The organism is Sphingomonas trueperi, from assembly GCF_040545965.1.
GTDB lineage: Bacteria > Pseudomonadota > Alphaproteobacteria > Sphingomonadales > Sphingomonadaceae > Sphingomonas > Sphingomonas trueperi_C.
Genome location: NZ_JBEPMV010000001.1, coordinates 175,423 through 191,771 on the forward strand (window position 1 = coordinate 175,423; position 16,349 = coordinate 191,771).

Consider the following 16,349-nt stretch of genomic DNA (forward strand, 5'->3'; position numbering starts at 1 on the left):
CGTAACATTAACACAGCATTAGCGAGGAGGGGAATCGCTTTGTGCGATCAGGAATGTCCCGCTTCGAACGGGTCTTCCGGCGCCTCGCCTGGCTGCATCCGCAATATTCTATGCACAATCTCAGGCGGATGGCCCGCCCGTAAAAATGCGGCGACTTGCTTTTTGTGAAGATCGCGATCCGCAGGGGTAGCAGCGAAAGGTCCGAATCGGCGGCGACGCGCGAAAATGATCGCGCTGCGGTACGCGTCCGCCTCGATCGCTTCGGCCAGATCGGCGCTATCCTCGGCGTCGATGCCGTCGTGGCGCAAGGCCATCTCCACCCGGCGCACGCCCAGTCCGCGCCGGCCCAGCGATCGCACCCGTGCCTCCGCAAAGCTGCGATCGTCGACATAGCCGCGCGCGGCCATCCGCTCGGCCACCGCCATCGGATCGGGCGGGCCCTCCCCTTCCCATCCGCGCTCGCGCAGCTTACGCGTCAGATAGGCGGCCAGGCGCGCGCGCGTGGTGGCGAAACGCTCGACATAGCGCAGGGCCAGGCGGTCGAGATCGGCGGCGACGAGGGGTGGCTTGGAACGGGACGGTTGGGGCATGCGCCTTGATTGTGCCACACTGCCAACCGATTTTGAACGATACTGCGTAGCAGAGCGCATACGGAAAACTGCGTTGTGGGGGCACAACGACCTGCTACCTCACAGGGGCATGAGAAAAAGAATGGTATTGGACGAAACGGGATCGCTCGAAACGGTGGAACTGGCAGCGCTGGCGCCCACGCCCACGGAAGACACGCTCCCGCGCCGTTTCGCTGACTTCGAAACGCTGGGTGCCGCCCTCGATTACGCGGCCCAAGGTGTGCGCGGCTTCAACTTCCACGATGCGCGGGGCAAGCTGGTGCGGCCCTATCGCTTCGCCGAACTGCGTGCCGACGCGCTCGAACAGGCGCGCCGCCTGATCGCCGCCGGTATCCAGCCGGAGGACCGCATCGCGCTGATCGCGGAGACCGGGCCGGAATTCGCCGCGCTGTTCTTCGGCGTGATCTATGCCGGCGCCTGGCCGGTGCCGCTGCCGCTGCCGACCAGCTTCGGCGGCGCGCAATCCTATATCGACCAGCTGCGCGTCCAGCTCGAGAGCTGCGACCCGACGCTGCTGATCTACCCGCCCGAAATCGGCGCGATGTGCGCTGAGGCCGCGCGGCTGACCGACGTCGCCGCCAGCGACTGGGATGCCTTCTCGGCCAACCCGGCCCCCGAGGCGCCGCTGCCCCAGGCCAAGCCGGACGACATCGCGTACCTGCAATATTCGAGCGGCTCGACCCGCTTCCCGCACGGCGTTGCGATCACGCACCATGCGCTGCTCAACAATCTCGCGGCGCACAGCCACGGGATGGAGCTGGTCGACGCCGATCGCTGCATCTCCTGGCTGCCCTGGTACCATGACATGGGCCTGGTCGGCTGCTTCCTGTCGCCGGTCGCCAACCAGGTCTCGACCGACTACATGAAGACCGAGGATTTCGCCCGGCGCCCGCTGGCGTGGCTGGACCTGATCAGCCGCAACCAAGGCAACAGCATCTCCTACTCGCCGACCTTCGGCTACGACATCTGCGCGCGCCGCATGTCCAGCCAGACCAAGGCGAGCGAGCGGTTCGATCTCGCCCGCTGGCGCATCGCCGGCAACGGCGCCGACATGATCCGCCCGGACGTGATGCAGCGCTTCGTCGATGCGTTCGCCGATGCCGGCTTCAAGGCGACCGCCTTCATGCCGAGCTACGGCCTGGCCGAGGCGACGCTGGCCGTGTCGATCATGCCGCCGGGCGAAGGCATCGTCGTCGAGCTGGTCGAGGAGACCCAGCTCTCCGGCGGCACCGCACGCGCCGATCGCCCGCAGCGCTACCGCGCCGTGGTCAACTGCGGCAAGCCGGTGCGCGACATGGCGATCGAGGTCCGCGAGGAAGACGGCACGCCGCTCCCCGAAAAGGCGATCGGCAAGGTCTGGTGCAAGGGCCCGTCGGTGATGGTCGGCTATTTCCGCGACGAGGCCGCCACCGAGGCGTGCATGGTCGATGGCTGGCTGGATACCGGCGACATGGGCTATATGTCGGACGGCTATATCTACATCGTCGGCCGCGCCAAGGACATGATCATCGTCAACGGCAAGAACCACTGGCCGCAGGACATCGAATGGGCGGTGGAGCAGCTGCCCGGCTTCAAGCAGGGCGACATCGCCGCCTTCGCGATCACCACCCCCGGGGGCGAAGAGACGCCGGCGGTGCTGGTCCAGTGCCGCACCTCGGACGAGCAGGAGCGGCTGCGCCTGCGCGACGAGATCCGCGAGCGCGTCCGCTCGGTCACCGGCATGAACTGCGTGGTCGAGCTCGTGCCCCCGCGCACGCTGCCGCGCACCAGCTCGGGCAAGCTGAGCCGCGCCAAGGCGCGCAACCTCTATCTGAACGGCGAGATCAAGCCCTACGCGATCGCCGCCTGACACGCTTTTCGGCCGGGCCTTGCGCCCGGCCGGCAGGCCCGCGGCACCTGCCGGGGACCGTGCCGCGGAAATGGACCTATTCACCTCCATTTCAGCGCCACCCTAACTTCTCGCTAACCTGGCGCCTCTATGTAAGCGGCGTGAGTAGCTCCTCCACGACACCGTTGATTCAGCCGCGAGTCGACACGCGCGCACTGCTGGGCCTGAGCGATCCCAGCGACACGATCGACTGGCCGCGCCTGCGCGCCGCGCAGTTGCAGGCTGGTCGTCGTTCCGCGCTGCTGTTCTTCTCCGCCAATGTCGGTGCCGTTGCCATGGCGGCGCTCGCGCTGGCGCCGCTCGCGCCGCACACCCTGCTTGCCTGCTGGATGACGCTGGCACTCGGCACCACCGTCTGGACCACGCTGCGCCGGCTCGGCTGGCGCGAGGACAACGGCCTTACCGCGACGCTCAAGGACATTCGCCGCACCGCGCCCGAAGGCATCGCGATGGGGCTGGCCTGGTCGATCCTCCCGCTCGCCTTCGGCGCGATCGCCACGGCAAGGGCGAGCCTGGATCTCTGGGCCGCGACAACCGTGGTATTGATCGCCTCGGCGATGACGATGGGCGTGCTGCCGCTGGCCAGCCTGTCGTTCATCGGCCTGCTGGGCATCACCTGCATCGTCACGCTGCTGCTGGCCGGCGCGCCCTTCCTCGCCGGCGCCGCCGCCTTTCTCGTCCTGCTGCTGAGCTTCGGCAGCTATGCGCGCGCCCGGGCGCTCGTCCTGCTGCGCGCCAACCAGATGGCGCTGGCCGAGCGCGACCAGACGGTGAGCCTGTTGCTCCGCGAGTTCGAGGACGCCTCGTCCGACTGGCTGTGGGAAGTGGACGCGCAGCGCCGCGTCGTCCGCGCCAGCCCGCGGCTCGCGGCCTCGCTGGGGCTCGAGCCGGGCACGCTCGCCGGGCTGCCGCTGCTCCAGCTGCTCGCCGGCCCCGGCTGGGAAACCGGCAAGTTCACCCAGGAACTGCACGACCTCGCCGAGAAGCTGAAGCGCCGCGAGCCCTTCGCCGACCTGTCGATCCCGATCGACATCGAGGGCGATCGCCGCTGGTGGCAGATCTCGGCCAGCCCCAAGTTCGACGAGCGCGGCGCCTTTGCCGGGTTCCGCGGGGTCAGCTCGGATGTCACCGAACAGCGACGGGCGAGCGACCAGATCCACCGCATGGCGCGGTTCGACACGCTGACCGGCCTGCCCAACCGCCTCCACATCAACGAGGCGCTCGCCACCGCGCTGGCCGAGGCCGACAAATGGGGCGCGCGCTGCGCCTTCATGATGATCGATCTGGATCGCTTCAAGGCGGTCAACGACACGCTCGGCCATCCGGTGGGCGACCGGCTGCTCCAGCGCGTCGCGCGGCGGCTGCGCAGCCTGGTGAGCGAAACCGAGATGATCGGGCGACTGGGCGGCGACGAGTTCGCCGTGGTGGTCCGCGACGCGCGCGACACGGCGCGGGTCGAGGCGCTCGCCCAGACGATCATCGACACCGTGTCGCGCCCGTATGAGCTCGACCAGCACACCCTCTATATCGGCGCCTCGGTCGGCCTGGCGCTGGCACCGCGCGACGGCCGCACGGCGGAGACGCTGGTCCGCTCGGCCGATCTCGCGCTCTACCGATCGAAGGACAAGGGCGGCGGCGTGTTCCACGCCTATGAGCCGCAGCTCCATGTCGCCGCCGAGGAACGCCGCGTGCTCGAAATCGCGCTGCGCGGCGCGGTCGAGAAGGGACAGATGCAGCTTGCCTACCAGCCGGTGGTCAACGCCCGCACCGGCGGGCTGCTCGGTTTCGAGGCGCTGCTGCGCTGGACGCACCCGGAACTCGGCGCGATCCCGCCCTCAAAATTCATCCCCCTCGCCGAGGAAGCCCGGCTGATCGGCGCGATCGGCGAATGGGTGCTGCGCACCGCCTGCGACGAGGCCGCCCGCTGGGAGGAGCCCGCGCGCATCGCGATCAACGTCAGCTCCGAGCAGCTCCACAACCCGAGCTTCGCGACGCTCGTGGCGCAGGCGCTCGCCAGCTCGGGGCTGGACCCGGACCGGCTGGAGCTGGAAGTCACCGAAAGCGTGTTCCTGCGCGAAGGGACTGCAGCGGTGAGCGTGCTCGAACAGATCCTCGATCTCGGCGTGCGCCTCAGCCTCGACGATTTCGGCACCGGCTATTCCTCGCTGGGCTATCTCGCCCATACCCGATTCAATTCGATCAAGATCGATCGCAGCTTCGTCCAGAACGCCGCACGCGGCACCCGCGAGGCGATCGCGATCATCCGCGCGGTGGTGGCGCTCGCCGACAGCCTGGGCATGGCGACCACTGCCGAGGGCGTCGAAACCGAACAGGAACATGAGATGGTGCAAGCGCTCGGCTGCACGCGGGCGCAGGGCTTCTACTTCGGACGGCCATTACCCGTGCATGAAGCGCGACTAATCGTGTCTCGAAACGGTAAGGAAACGACCCGCGCCCGCGCGTGAGTTGCGGTGACCTGTTCCCGGATTGGGACATAACCCCTTTTTTTCGTTCGGAACTTCGGAACTTCCCAGGTGTCTTCGCCGCACTGCAATGGTTCACTTGCCGTTAAGGGAGACACCCCGAATGTATCGTACGCTTATGGCGGCGGCTGCCACCGCCGCAGCGCTTGTCGCTGTCGCACCTGCCCAGGCCCAGACCTATTTCGGCCCGGCCGACATGAATATCGCTACCGCAGCCGATGGCTCGATCTCGACCAGCTTCGGTCAGGCCGGCATCACCGCGGGCAACTTCACCCACATCTACCAGTTCACCCTGCCGACTGACGGCATGGCGAGCGGTTCGATCATCACCAGCGCGGTGAAGCTCAACAGCTCGAACGACCTCGACCTCAAGTCGGTGTTCTTCAACGGCGTCCAGCTGACCGGCTTCTTCGGCAGCGGCCTCAACGAGTTCGTCTTCGCCAACGCGGTGCCGATCAAGGCCGGCGTGCAGAACGAAATCACCATCAACGGCTTCTCGCGCGGCAACGGTTCGTACGGCGGCCAGGGCGTGTTCGTGCCGTCGGGCGTGCCCGAGCCGGCCGCCTGGGGCATGATGATCGGCGGCTTCGGCCTGGCCGGTGCAGCCATGCGTCGTACGCGCCGCACGCGCGTCACCTACGCGAACGCCTAAACCAAAAACCATCCTCGCCGTTGCAGAGGGGGCGCCGCCGCGGAACACCGTGGCGGCGCTTTCTTTTTGCCCGCGCAATTCGCGGCGGCGTGCATCTTGGCTCTTGCCCGAAGCGGAATCGACCGATAAAGGGGCGGACCGCACAGGGGTGTAGCTCAGCTGGTTAGAGCGTCGGTCTCCAAAACCGAAGGCCCTCGGTTCGAATCCGAGCTCCCCTGCCACTTCTTCTTATCCCACATCGCCGCTTTGCACGCCGCTTGCTCAGGCGCGGGCGAATAGTTGCAGCTTGTTGTTGGGCGTCGACTCCACCTTTTGGAGCGTGTTGATCGACACGTGCGGCCATTGGATCCGCCCCGGCAGGCCGGTGGTTCGCGAATCGAAATTCAGCATCACCACCTGCAGATATTGAAGCCGCAGCTTTGGCCGGCCGTTCGCGTTCTTCTCGGCAAGCTCCTGGATCCAGAAGGTCGAGCGCATCGACGAGGCATTGGCCTGTTTCACGATGAAGGGGATGTTGTGGATGCCGGCGGTCGCCGCTTCGCTGTCCACCGCCAGCGTGGTGGTGCGCACGATGTTCACGCCCTTGTTGGCCTGCCCCAGCAGCGCGGCGGGATGCACCGGATCGAACACGCCCTTGAAGGGGTGGTCGTGGAAATGCTTGTACGGCGCCAGATAGGGGCTGGAGAGATCCTGCTTCACCTTCAGCGGCAGCCCGCTGACATCGGGGATGATCGGCGCGCCCGGCGTCGGCGGCACGCTGCGGCCGAGCGCCAGCACCGAATCGCCGTGCGGGATCGAACCCAGCCGGGCGATGTCGAAGCCGTCGACGACATGGTCGAGCATGTTCAGCCACAGACCGGGTTCGTGGTGGATCGTGTTCCCCGGCGGGTGGGTCGGCCCCAGCACGTTGCTGTGGGGGAAGTCCTCGGTCGCGATCTGATCGATCACCTGCTCGTAATCGAGCGCGACCAGCGACTGGTCGGCCTGGGTGCCGGTGTCGCTCAGCCCGCGATTGGGTACGCCCTTGTCGACGAGGTCGAACACCAACGTCTCGTTATACTGGTTGAGCAGCAGGCGATAATCGAGCGTCGAGCCCGGCCGCGTCGCGAAGGGCAGCGCGATCATGTTCCAGCCATGCCCCTCCAGCCCGCCTTCATTCTTCCACACGCCGGGCAGCAGCGCGAGCGGCCCGAGCAGTTCGTCGCCGCGCAGCCCCGCGGAAAGGACACGGCCGCCATCCTTGAGCGCCATAAGCGTCGCCGCACTGAGCACCATCGGTCTTCTCCCATCAGCGTGAAACGGAACGCCGCGCCGTCAAATGCCTTCGACGAGCAGCCGCGTGTCGGGTAGCTTTTCGAGATAGGGGATCTGGAGATCGGGCCGCGCCATCCGCGTGAGCGCGTTGAGCGCCGCAGCGATCGCTCCCTCCTGCCAGCCGGGCAGCGACGAGAGCTGGTCGCCCACGACGAAGAATACCGGATCGGAAAGCTGCCCCTTGCGGTCGTACACGCCGGTGCCCTGCGCCAGATGGTTGAAGTGGCGCGCGGCGTCCTCGGGGCTGCCCACCGCCTGCCAATAGGCCCAGCCGCCCTTGATATAGGGCATGTTCTGCCACGCGATCGCAATGCCGTCATGCAGGCCGTCGCCGAACGCCTTGCCGAACTTGCGCGCGCCGGCGCGGGCGATGTCGAGCCGCTCGCCGACGTTCTTCTTGCCCCAGCTATAGGCGATCGAACCGAAATTATACGCGCCGGTCAGCACGCCCTTGCGATCGTGATAGGCGGTGGAGGGATACCAGATCTGGACGATCTCGTCGGCGCTCCAGCTGATCCCGCCGAAGATCGGCACCACGCCCTCCTCGGCATCGGGAGCGACCAGCGTGTCGAGCTTCAGCCCCGCGTCATGACCATGGGTGATGAGCTTGCCCTGCCACAGTCGTCGATCGGCCTGCCAGCCGACCTTGCTGGTCGCGGCCAGGAACTTGTCCTGATACTTGCCCTGCGCATCAACCCGCGGCCGCGCCTGGGCGGCGAACACCGCCCGCAATCCCTCTTTGAACGGAGTCTCGAAGCCCTGCGCGCTATCGACGGCGAGCAGCTTCTCCGACAGCAGCTTCTCGAGGAACGGCATGGCGAGGTTCGAGAAACAGTAATCGGCGCGATATTCGATCGTCTCCTCGCTGCCGATCTTGGCGACCTGCACGACGAATTCGCGCTTGGCGTCGTCCCAGTCGATCGCCGTCACCGGGCTGTTGAGGTGGACGGTGCCGCCGAGCGCCGCCACCTGCCGGGCGAAGGCGCGCTGCACCTGGTCCATGCCGCCAACCGGCTGGAAGATCGTCTGCTGCCACAGGAAGTCGCTGGGCTGGTAGAAGCGCGTCTGCGCCCAATATTCGGAGGCCAGCAGATCCTGGAGCTTGATCGCCTCGGCAATCTCGCCCGCGGCGACCCCGGGCAGCACGTCGAAGCCGGCGCGCGAGATCGCGTTCTCGAATCCGTCGGTGCCCGCGGTGGGGGCATAGCGGCCATGCTGGTCCAGCTCGCCGAAACTGATCATCAGGTCCTGGAACTTGGCCACCAGGGCGGGCTGTTCGGCGGGCGGAATGGCCAGCGTCGGGTCGGCGAGCAATTCCTTGGCATGGTCGTGCACGAGATGCGCAACCCAGCCGCGCAGATTATGGTCGATCTGCCGATAGACCTGCGGCCCCTGCAGCGGCCCCTCGTTCAGGTGAACGAGGTTGGACATCGAATTCATCACATAGACTTCGATGGCGACGCCGAACTCGCGCAGATAGTTGAGCAGCCGCTTGTGCGACGACGGGATGCGCCCCGGCCCGGCATTCAGATAGGGCTCCGAATCCCCGACCGGCCATTGGAAGCGGACAACCTGGGTTTCGCCCGGCTCGGAACCGAACAAGGCGTCGTCGCGATCCTCGGTCAGCGTGTCGCCGGTGCGCAGCGACAGGCAGCGACCGCCGGTACGGTTCTGTGCTTCGAGCACCGTCACCTCCATGCCGGTGCGGTGGAAGAGCAGTTCATAGGCGGTGGTCAGCCCGCCGACCCCGGCGCCCAGGATCAGCGCGCGCTTGCCGACGAAGCTGCCTTCGTCCAGCCGGACCGGCCCGGGCGTGATGCGCAACTGCTCGTTGGTCGCCTCCGCAAGCGCCGCCCAGGCCGCTGCCTGGGGATGCGCACGCAGATAGTCGGCGCGGCTGATCTTGTTCGACATGCCAATCCTCCCCCTTGTACGAGCGAAGCAGCAACACCCCCCGGCGTGCATTCACCCGTTCCGATCGCGCAATATAGCGACGCGCATCAGACTAGTATGCGCATGTAGTTCAACCGCCGGATTCGACGATCTTACAACAAAGATCGTAGCACGGGACTCGCGCGGCAACAACAACGCGGACTCATCATTTCGGATACAATGATCATGCCGCACAGAACCGGAATATAGCGGCCAAATCCTCTAGTTGTTCGCGCATTTATGCGGCGAGATAGGATCAACTTTGGGTCTATGTATTTTACGCAATCGTTTGGCCGACAGCGCGGCGCGCGAGTCGGCGCCGGCAGACGGCACCGCGCCGTCTGCCGTTCGCCCTGCTGCCGCCCCTTCGATCAGCTCGCGCGCACCGCCCGCAGCACGACCTTGCCGCCGAGCAGCGGCTCGGCCCGCGCCCCGTCTGCGACCGCGGCGACGGTGATCGTCCCCGGCCGCCCGGTCGATTGCACGATCACCTGGGCGAGCCCGTTGAACAGCGAGCGGCGCGGTTCCTTGTCGCTTTCCAGGCAGTTCTGGTTGCCATTGCCCACGCCGATGATCGCGCCGGGCCCCGAAACCGTGAAGGCGAGCTTGTCCATCGCCGTCGGCACCGGCCGCCCGCGCGCATCGAGCAACTCGGCCTTGAGCATCGCCAGGTCGCGGCCGTCGCCGGCGATGGTGGTGCGATCGGCGGTCAGCCGGATGGTGCGGCCGGGGCCGGTGGTCTCGCGCCGCTCGGTCAGCACCCGCCCGCCCTTGCGGCCGCGCGCCTCGATATATCCAGGCTGATAGGGCACCTTCCATTCGAGATGCCCCAGCGGCGGCACCTGCTGGCTGCCCAGGCTCCGCCCGTTGACCACCAGCTCCACGCTGTCGCAGTTCGAATAGACCCACACCGACACCGTCTCGCCCTCGCGGCCTTCCCAGTTCCAGTGCGGGAAGACGTGGAGCGACGGCTCGCTGCGCCACCAGGCGCGATAGTAATAATAGCTGTCCTTGGGGAAGCCGCACATGTCGACGATGCCGAACTGCGAGCTGATCGAGGGCCAGCCATAGGGCGTCGGCTCGCCGCGATAGTCGAAGCCGGTCCAGGCGAAGCCGCCCGCCGACCAGGGCTTGCCGCCATAGAGCTTCCACCACGCCTCGGGCGTCTGCCCCCAGGGCACCACGCCGTCATAGCTGTTGACCAGGTTGCGCGCCGGGTCGCTGGCATATTCGCCGCGCGTGGCGATCGCGCTCGACGTCTCCGAGCCGTAGACAGGTCGCGTCGGGTGCTTGGCGTGGAAGCCCTCGGGATATTGAACCTTGTAGTTGAAGCCGATGATGTCGAGCGGGTCGCTCACCCCCTGCTCGTTGTCGCCGTTGACCGCGGCGGAAACCGGCCTTGTGGGATCCAGCGCATGGCAGCGGCGCACCATCGTCGCGGCGATCGGCTTGCCCTGCTCGGCCATCTTGTCCTGGAGCAGCCATTCCTCGTTGCCGATCGACCAGAGGATGACCGCGGGGGAGTTACGGAAGCGCTTCACCATCACTTCCAGCTGCGCCATCGCCTCGGGGTTAGCGCTCATCTGGCGGGTCTCGCACATCACCAGCACGCCGGCGCGGTCGCACTCGGCAATCCATTCGGGCGTCGGCATATTGTGCGTCGTGCGCACCGCGTTGCAGCCCATTTCGCGCAGCACGTTCAGCCGGTAACGTTGGAGCGCATCGGGCAGCGCCGCGCCGACCCCGGCATGGTCCTGGTGGTTGCAGGTGCCCTGGAGCTTCATGCGCTTGTCGTTGAGGAAAAAGCCGCGATCGGCATCGAAGCGGAAGCTGCGCACGCCGAAAGTGACGCGATCGGCATCGCGCACCGCGCCGCCCGCCGCAAGCCGCGCGGTGGCGGTGTAGAGCACCGGGGTCTCGGTCGACCAACGCTGCGCCTGGGGCAGCGTCGCGCGGACCTGGGCTTCGGCGGTGCCGCCCGCCGCGACCGTCACCGCAGGGGCCGAGGCGCGGGCGACGACCGAGCCCGCGGCATCGGCGATGGTCCATTCCACCACCGCCTGTAGCGCGGCATCGCCGGCATTGGCGACCACTGTCGCCAGGTCGAGCGTCGCCCCCGCCCCCTCGGGCGTCGCGCGCACCACGCTGTCCCATTTGCCGAAATGGAGCGCGTCATGCTTGGTCAGCCAGACATGGCGGTAGATCCCCGCCCCTTCGTAGAACCAGCCGTCCCCCAGCGAGGCGTCGACCCGCACCACGATCACATTTTCCCCGCCATAATGCAGGAAGTCGGTCAGGTCGAAGCGGAAGGAGGTGTAGCCGTCGTTGTGGCGGCCGATATAGCACCCGTTCACCCACAGGATCGCGTCGCGCATCGCCCCGTCGAACTCGATCCAGATGCGGCGGCCGCGGTCAGCGGCAGGCACGTCGAAGCGGCGGCGATACCAGCCGATGCTGGTTTCGGGATAACGGCGGCCGAGCGGCTTGAAGCCATGGCCACGGTTGCTCGCATCGCCCTCGCCGCGGTCGTCGCGGACGAAGGGAAGCTCCACCGCCCAGTCGTGCGGCAGGTCGAGCGCGCGCCAGTCGGCATCGTCATAGTCGGTCTTGGCGAGCTTGAAGTCGCCGGTCTTGGCGAAGTCGCCCTGCCCCATGCCGAAGCCGAAGTCCTTGGCGGGATCGCTGCCATGGCCGAGGCTGAACCGCCAGCCGGTATCGAACGGCAGCATTTCGCGCGGCGCCAGCCCAACGTCGCGCGACGGCAGCGGCTCGGCGGGCGTCGCGGCACGCACCGCCTGGGGCAGCAGCGGCGCCGCGGCGGCGAGCGCGAGCATGGTACGGCGCGAAGGATCTAGCAGGTGTTCGGTCACGGTCGGGTCCCCTTTTTTGGCGGCCCGCCGAGGCCGCAAAACAACGGCTTCAACTCAAAAACTACGACAAATAGGCGCTTGCCACATGAAAATCGGCTTGCAAATATGCCAGCAACAGCGGCGCGCGAGACGGGCCGGGGCACCACAGGAGGAGCGGATGACCAACTTCACCAAGCGCGAGATACTGGCCGGATCGTTCGCGACCGCGCTGGCGGTCAAGGCGGGCACCGCCCGCGCGCAAGCGGCGGCACCGGCGAAGCTGCCGGGCGCGGACGTCACGCCGGTCGCGGCGCCGGGGCCGTTCAAGCCCACCGACGCCTCGCTCTCCACCTACAAGACGCCCGACTGGTTCCGCGACGCCAAGTTCGGGATCTGGGCGCATTGGGGCCCGCAGGCGGTCGCCGGCCAGGGCGATTGGTACGCCCGCTTCATGTACGTGCCCGGCCACCCCCATTACGAACACCACCTCAAGACCTACGGCCATCCTTCGGAAAAGGGCTACAAGGACATCATCCCGCTCTGGACCGCGGACAAGTTCGATCCGGAGGCGCTGGTGACGCGATACGAAGCCGCGGGCGCAAAGTATATAGTATCCATGGGGGTCCACCACGACAATTTCGACCTGTGGAACTCGCGCCATCACCGCTGGAACGCGGTGCAGATGGGCCCCAAGCGCGACATCGTCGGAGCGTTGCGTGCCGCCGCCAAGCGCCGCGGCCTGCGCTTCGGCGTGTCCGAGCATCTCGGCGCGAGCTATAACTGGTGGTATCCGAACCAGCTCTACGACCAGTTCTGGCCGAAGATGGGCGTGCCCTATGACGGCGCCGACCCGCGCTTCGTCGACCTCTATCACGGCAACCATGACGAGCCGTTCCTCAACCGGCCCGAGACCTGGTACACCAAGAACCCCGAATATCAGCGCCACTGGTTCGCCCGCATCCGCGACCTGGTCGACCAGTACCAGCCCGACCTGCTCTACTCCGATGGCGGCGTGCCGTTCGGCGAGATCGGCCGATCGATGGTCGCGCATCTCTACAACAGCAGCATCGCGCGCAGCGGCAAGCTGGAGGCGGTGTACAACCACAAGTCGCTCGGCTCGGGCGAGTTCAACAAGGCCTGGGGCGTACAGGATGTCGAGCGCGGCGTGCTGGACGGGATCGATCCGCTGCCCTGGCAGACCGACACCTCGAACGGCGACTGGTTCTACAACGAGGGCGACCGCTACAAGTCGACCGACGAAGTGCTCACCATGCTCGCCGACATCGTGAGCAAGAACGGCAACATGCTGCTCAACGTGGTGCTCCGCGCCGACGGCAGCCTGCCGCCGCAATCGGACCAGCTGCTGACCGAGCTGGCCGCCTGGATGGCGGTGAACGCCCCCGCGATCCACGGCAGCCGCCCCTGGCACATCTATGGCGAGGGCCCGACCAAGCCCAAGCAGGGCGCCTTCCAGGAGCGCGCCGCCTATACCCCGCAGGACATCCGCTTCACGGCGAAGGGCGAGACGCTCCATGCGATCACGCTCGGCGAGCCCAAGGGGCCGGTGGCGATCACGTCGCTCGCCCGCGGCAACCCGCACGAGCGGCGCAAGGTGCGCAGCGTCAAGCTGCTCGGCCATCGCGGCCGGATCGACTTCCAGCAGACCGATCAGGCGCTGGTGATCACGCCCCCGGCGACGCTGCCCACCCGCCACGCCAGTGTCTTCGCCATCACCTTCGGCTGAGGGTTTTCAGGCGGGCTGGTAGCCCAGCCGCTCGGAAATCCGCCCGCACGCGGCGCGCAGCTTCTCGCGCGCCGCGTCGCGGTCCATCACCTGCGAGCCGTCGATCAGCGCGAGGAACGGGATCGTCAGCGCGGCGACGATGCGGCGATCGAAGCCGAATATGGGGAAGCTGATGTCGGTGACGCCGAACGTCACCGGGCTCTCGCGGCTGTCATGGCCCTGCCGCTGCACCGTCGCCAGCCGTTCGGCGAGCCACGCGCGGTCGACCGCGGCGCCCTGCTCCGCCTCGGCGGCAGCGACCATCCGCTCGGCCAGCGCCGGGTTGGAAAAGGCGAGCAGCACCTGCCCCGAGCAGCTCCGCAGCAGGTCGATATGCGCCCCCACCTTGAGCGCAAAGCCGCGCGTGGCGGTCGATTCCTCGCGCGCGACTACCAGCCCGTGCCCGTCGCTCGCGACGACGAGATGGCAGGACTGCACCGTGTCGCGCGCCAGCATCTGCATCTCGGGCTGGGCGGCGCGGACCAGGTCCTGCGAGGGCGTCGCGCGCAGCGCCACGTCGAGCAGCTTGTACGCCACCGCATAGCGATCGGTCGCCTCGGAGCGGCGCAGATAGCCGAGTTGCTCCATCACCACGACGATGCGGAACAGCTCGCCAACCGAGCGGCCGAGATCGGCGGCCATCTCGCTGACCAGCGCGCCCTCGGGCCGGCCGGCGAGCAGCTCGATCACCTCGAAGCCCTTTTCGATCGCGGGGGCGGAATAGGTCTTTTTCGACGCGGTTCGCGCCATGGGAACTCCTGTTGGGTGGCCGCCTTCCCTCGCCCGAAAGCGGGCCGCGCGCAACGGGGCTCGCTTCGTCCCTCAAAGCGCCGGTCTCATCGCGGCGGCGTTGCTCCCGTCCGGCGCCGCGCCTTATCCACAAGGCTTCGCCACGAAGCAGCCTAAATGGCTGGAAACTTTCGATGAAGCGAACGTTAGATCAGGGTTAGTTCTGGGGAATGGATTTGTCGCAAGATGCCTGAAGGGGAACCCGTGGTGGCCGTAGCCCTTCTCACCGAACGCGACATCGAGCGTTACGGCAACGCGCTCAGCCGTTGCTATCGGATCGATGACTGTTCCGAATTCGATAGCCTCCTGCGCATGATCGACAAGGCCGATGCCGCGCTCGAGGCGCGCACGCGGGAGCGCACTTCCTAACATCCGACTGTCACGCCAGCTTCATCCAGAGCGGCTAGCCCTGCGCGAAACGCGGGCGATCTCAGGATGAAAGGGGGCGAATCGCCATGGCGACAAGCGGGTTGTGCGCCCAGCCTCCGTCCTCGGGCGAGGCGGGGCGATGAACGAGATGACCAGCCTGGCCGCGCACCGCCGCGCGGTATCGGAGGAAGTGGCGCTGCGCGACGCGCTGTTCCGCTTCGTCCAGGCGCGTCTCCGCGATTCCCACGAGGGCGAGGACATCGTCCAGGAAACCTATATCCGGCTGTACGACTATCGCCGCTCGCGCAGTGTTGCCGATGTCGGCGCCTTCTGCTTCGCGGTCGCCCGCAATCTGGTGTTTGATCATTTCCGCCGCCTGCGCGCCGCGCCCCGACCGGCCGAGTTGGCCGAGGACATCCCTTGCGCCCAGCCGCGCGCCGAGGAAGTGCTCGACTATCGCCAGCGGGTCGACATCCTGGTCCGCGCGCTCAAGGTGATGCCGCCGCTCCGCCGCGAGATCTTCCTGCGCCGCCGGCTCGACGGCGTGACGGTGGCGATCATCGCCGCCGACCTCGACATGACCGCCGCCGCGATCGAGAAGCATTGCGTCCGCGCGGTCGCCGATCTCCGCGCCGCGCTCGAACGCCGCGGCCTGCCGGGAGGCGCCGCACGATGAGCCTCAACCCTACCCGCCGCACCGCGCTGCACGACGCCGCCCGCTGGGCGATGCGCGAGGACGAGGCCGTGCTGCGCGATCCCCCGCCGCCTGCCGCCGCCGAGGTGCAGGCGATGCTCGACGATCGCGCGCTGTCCGACGCGATGGCGCAGCTGCCGCGCCTGTCCGACGCCGACATCCGCGCGCTGCGCACCCGCCGCCGTACTGCGATCGGCACCGGCGGGCTGCTCGGCATCGCCGCGGTGCTCGGCATCGGCGGCTGGCATGCGGGCTGGTACCGCGCCGCCGCCCCTGCGCCCCTCCATTACGAGACCGCCCGCGGCCAGATGCTGGACGTAAAACTGGCCGACGGCAGTTCGGTCCACCTCAACGGCGCGACCAGCCTCGACGTGACCCTCGAAGACCATCGCCGCAGCGTGACGATGCAGCGCGGCGAGGCCTATTTCGACGTCGCCCATCTGCCCGATCGCCCTTTCACCGTCCATGCCGGCGGTGCGGCGACCCAGGTGCTCGGCACCGCCTTCAATATCGACATTGCCACGGGCGGCGTGCGCCTCGCGGTCTATCGCGGCAAGGTGCGCTTCGGCGATGCAGCCGCCGCGGTGGTCGTCCCCGCCGGTTGGCGGACCCGATTTGCCGACGGCCGCACCCAGGCCCCGACCCGCTTCGATGCCGCGCAGAAGGACTGGCGCGACGGCTGGCTCGACATCGACGCGATGCCGCTCGGCGACCTGGTCGACGCGCTCAACCGCCGCGGCGGCCCGCTGGTCGCCCCGCCGCCGCCCAGCCTGCGTGGCCTCGCCGTCTCCGGCCGCTTCAGGCTCGACTCCCCGCAGGCGCTGCTCGACGCGATGGGGCTCGCCTATGGCTTCCGAACGACGCGCACGGGCGCCCAGCTGCGGCTCGAAGCCACGAGCGACAACGACACCAATCCGTCACGCCCATGACATTGAACCGTAACAAAATTCTTTTGTCCGGAAGCTGA

Annotated in this window: 12 protein-coding genes and 1 tRNA gene; 8 read left to right on the forward strand and 5 right to left on the reverse strand. The window is 67.5% G+C overall.

Going from position 1 to position 16,349, the window contains the following annotated elements; translation table 11 throughout:
• Nucleotides 1-47: 47 nt before the first annotated feature.
• A complete protein-coding gene (locus tag ABIC35_RS00975; protein WP_121078354.1) occupies nt 48-590 on the reverse strand; it encodes a regulatory protein RecX in 543 nt (180 codons plus the stop codon).
• A 121-nt stretch (nt 591-711) separates the two neighbouring features.
• Between ABIC35_RS00975 and ABIC35_RS00980 the strand changes: the two genes are divergently transcribed.
• From ABIC35_RS00980 to ABIC35_RS00995, 4 genes are all read left to right on the forward strand, one after another.
• Nucleotides 712-2,478: a fatty acyl-AMP ligase gene (locus ABIC35_RS00980; RefSeq protein WP_121078356.1), complete on the forward strand. Its 1,767-nt coding sequence runs from the start codon at nt 712-714 to the stop codon at nt 2,476-2,478.
• A gap of 140 nt (nt 2,479-2,618) precedes the next feature.
• Nucleotides 2,619-4,982: a putative bifunctional diguanylate cyclase/phosphodiesterase gene (locus tag ABIC35_RS00985; RefSeq protein ID WP_121078358.1), complete on the forward strand. Its 2,364-nt coding sequence runs from the start codon at nt 2,619-2,621 to the stop codon at nt 4,980-4,982.
• 121 nt (nt 4,983-5,103) lie between these two features.
• Complete coding sequence (locus ABIC35_RS00990; RefSeq protein WP_121078360.1) at nt 5,104-5,652, forward strand: FxDxF family PEP-CTERM protein; 549 nt, start codon at nt 5,104-5,106, stop codon at nt 5,650-5,652.
• A gap of 144 nt (nt 5,653-5,796) precedes the next feature.
• Nucleotides 5,797-5,873, forward strand: a tRNA-Trp gene (locus tag ABIC35_RS00995).
• A 40-nt stretch (nt 5,874-5,913) separates the two neighbouring features.
• Here the strand turns inward: ABIC35_RS00995 and ABIC35_RS01000 are convergent.
• The 3 genes from ABIC35_RS01000 to galA all read right to left on the reverse strand — a co-directional run bounded on the left by ABIC35_RS01000 (nt 5,914) and on the right by galA (nt 11,768).
• Entirely contained in the window at nt 5,914-6,927 is a 1,014-nt protein-coding gene (locus ABIC35_RS01000) for a heme-binding protein (protein WP_121078362.1), read from the reverse strand.
• Nucleotides 6,928-6,966: 39 nt separating this feature from the next.
• Nucleotides 6,967-8,880, reverse strand: coding sequence for a flavin monoamine oxidase family protein (locus ABIC35_RS01005; protein WP_121078364.1), 1,914 nt, complete (start codon nt 8,878-8,880; stop codon nt 6,967-6,969).
• Nucleotides 8,881-9,269: 389 nt separating this feature from the next.
• The gene (galA, locus tag ABIC35_RS01010; protein ID WP_121078366.1) at nt 9,270-11,768 is read right to left on the reverse strand and encodes a beta-galactosidase GalA; all 2,499 of its coding nucleotides are present in this window, start codon (nt 11,766-11,768) and stop codon (nt 9,270-9,272) included.
• 157 nt (nt 11,769-11,925) lie between these two features.
• Here galA and ABIC35_RS01015 point away from each other — a divergent pair, with 157 nt between their 5' ends.
• The gene (locus ABIC35_RS01015; protein WP_121078368.1) at nt 11,926-13,491 is read left to right on the forward strand and encodes an alpha-L-fucosidase; all 1,566 of its coding nucleotides are present in this window, start codon (nt 11,926-11,928) and stop codon (nt 13,489-13,491) included.
• Nucleotides 13,492-13,497: 6 nt separating this feature from the next.
• On the opposite strand, the gene ABIC35_RS01020 is transcribed toward ABIC35_RS01015, so the two are convergent.
• A complete protein-coding gene (locus ABIC35_RS01020; protein ID WP_121078369.1) occupies nt 13,498-14,280 on the reverse strand; it encodes an IclR family transcriptional regulator in 783 nt (260 codons plus the stop codon).
• Between the two features lie 246 nt (nt 14,281-14,526).
• Between ABIC35_RS01020 and ABIC35_RS01025 the strand changes: the two genes are divergently transcribed.
• From ABIC35_RS01025 to ABIC35_RS01035, 3 genes are all read left to right on the forward strand, one after another.
• Nucleotides 14,527-14,688, forward strand: coding sequence for a hypothetical protein (locus ABIC35_RS01025; protein WP_183049434.1), 162 nt, complete (start codon nt 14,527-14,529; stop codon nt 14,686-14,688).
• A gap of 139 nt (nt 14,689-14,827) precedes the next feature.
• The gene (locus ABIC35_RS01030; protein WP_121078372.1) at nt 14,828-15,364 is read left to right on the forward strand and encodes an RNA polymerase sigma factor; all 537 of its coding nucleotides are present in this window, start codon (nt 14,828-14,830) and stop codon (nt 15,362-15,364) included.
• The gene (locus ABIC35_RS01035; protein WP_121078374.1) at nt 15,361-16,311 is read left to right on the forward strand and encodes a FecR family protein; all 951 of its coding nucleotides are present in this window, start codon (nt 15,361-15,363) and stop codon (nt 16,309-16,311) included. The genes ABIC35_RS01030 and ABIC35_RS01035 overlap by 4 nt, the downstream gene beginning before the upstream one ends.
• Nucleotides 16,312-16,349 lie beyond the last annotated feature (38 nt).

Excerpts from the sequence above, each read along its gene's own strand:
- ABIC35_RS00975 (WP_121078354.1), bottom strand. The coding sequence starts at position 590 with ATGCCCCAACCGTCCCGTTCCAAGCCACCCCTCGTCGCCGCCGATCTC.
- ABIC35_RS00980 (WP_121078356.1), top strand. The coding sequence starts at position 712 with ATGGTATTGGACGAAACGGGATCGCTCGAAACGGTGGAACTGGCAGCG.
- ABIC35_RS00990 (WP_121078360.1), top strand. The coding sequence starts at position 5,104 with ATGTATCGTACGCTTATGGCGGCGGCTGCCACCGCCGCAGCGCTTGTC.
- ABIC35_RS01000 (WP_121078362.1), bottom strand. The coding sequence starts at position 6,927 with ATGGTGCTCAGTGCGGCGACGCTTATGGCGCTCAAGGATGGCGGCCGT.
- ABIC35_RS01005 (WP_121078364.1), bottom strand. The coding sequence starts at position 8,880 with ATGTCGAACAAGATCAGCCGCGCCGACTATCTGCGTGCGCATCCCCAG.
- ABIC35_RS01015 (WP_121078368.1), top strand. The coding sequence starts at position 11,926 with ATGACCAACTTCACCAAGCGCGAGATACTGGCCGGATCGTTCGCGACC.
- ABIC35_RS01020 (WP_121078369.1), bottom strand. The coding sequence starts at position 14,280 with ATGGCGCGAACCGCGTCGAAAAAGACCTATTCCGCCCCCGCGATCGAA.
- ABIC35_RS01030 (WP_121078372.1), top strand. The coding sequence starts at position 14,828 with ATGAACGAGATGACCAGCCTGGCCGCGCACCGCCGCGCGGTATCGGAG.
- ABIC35_RS01035 (WP_121078374.1), top strand. The coding sequence starts at position 15,361 with ATGAGCCTCAACCCTACCCGCCGCACCGCGCTGCACGACGCCGCCCGC.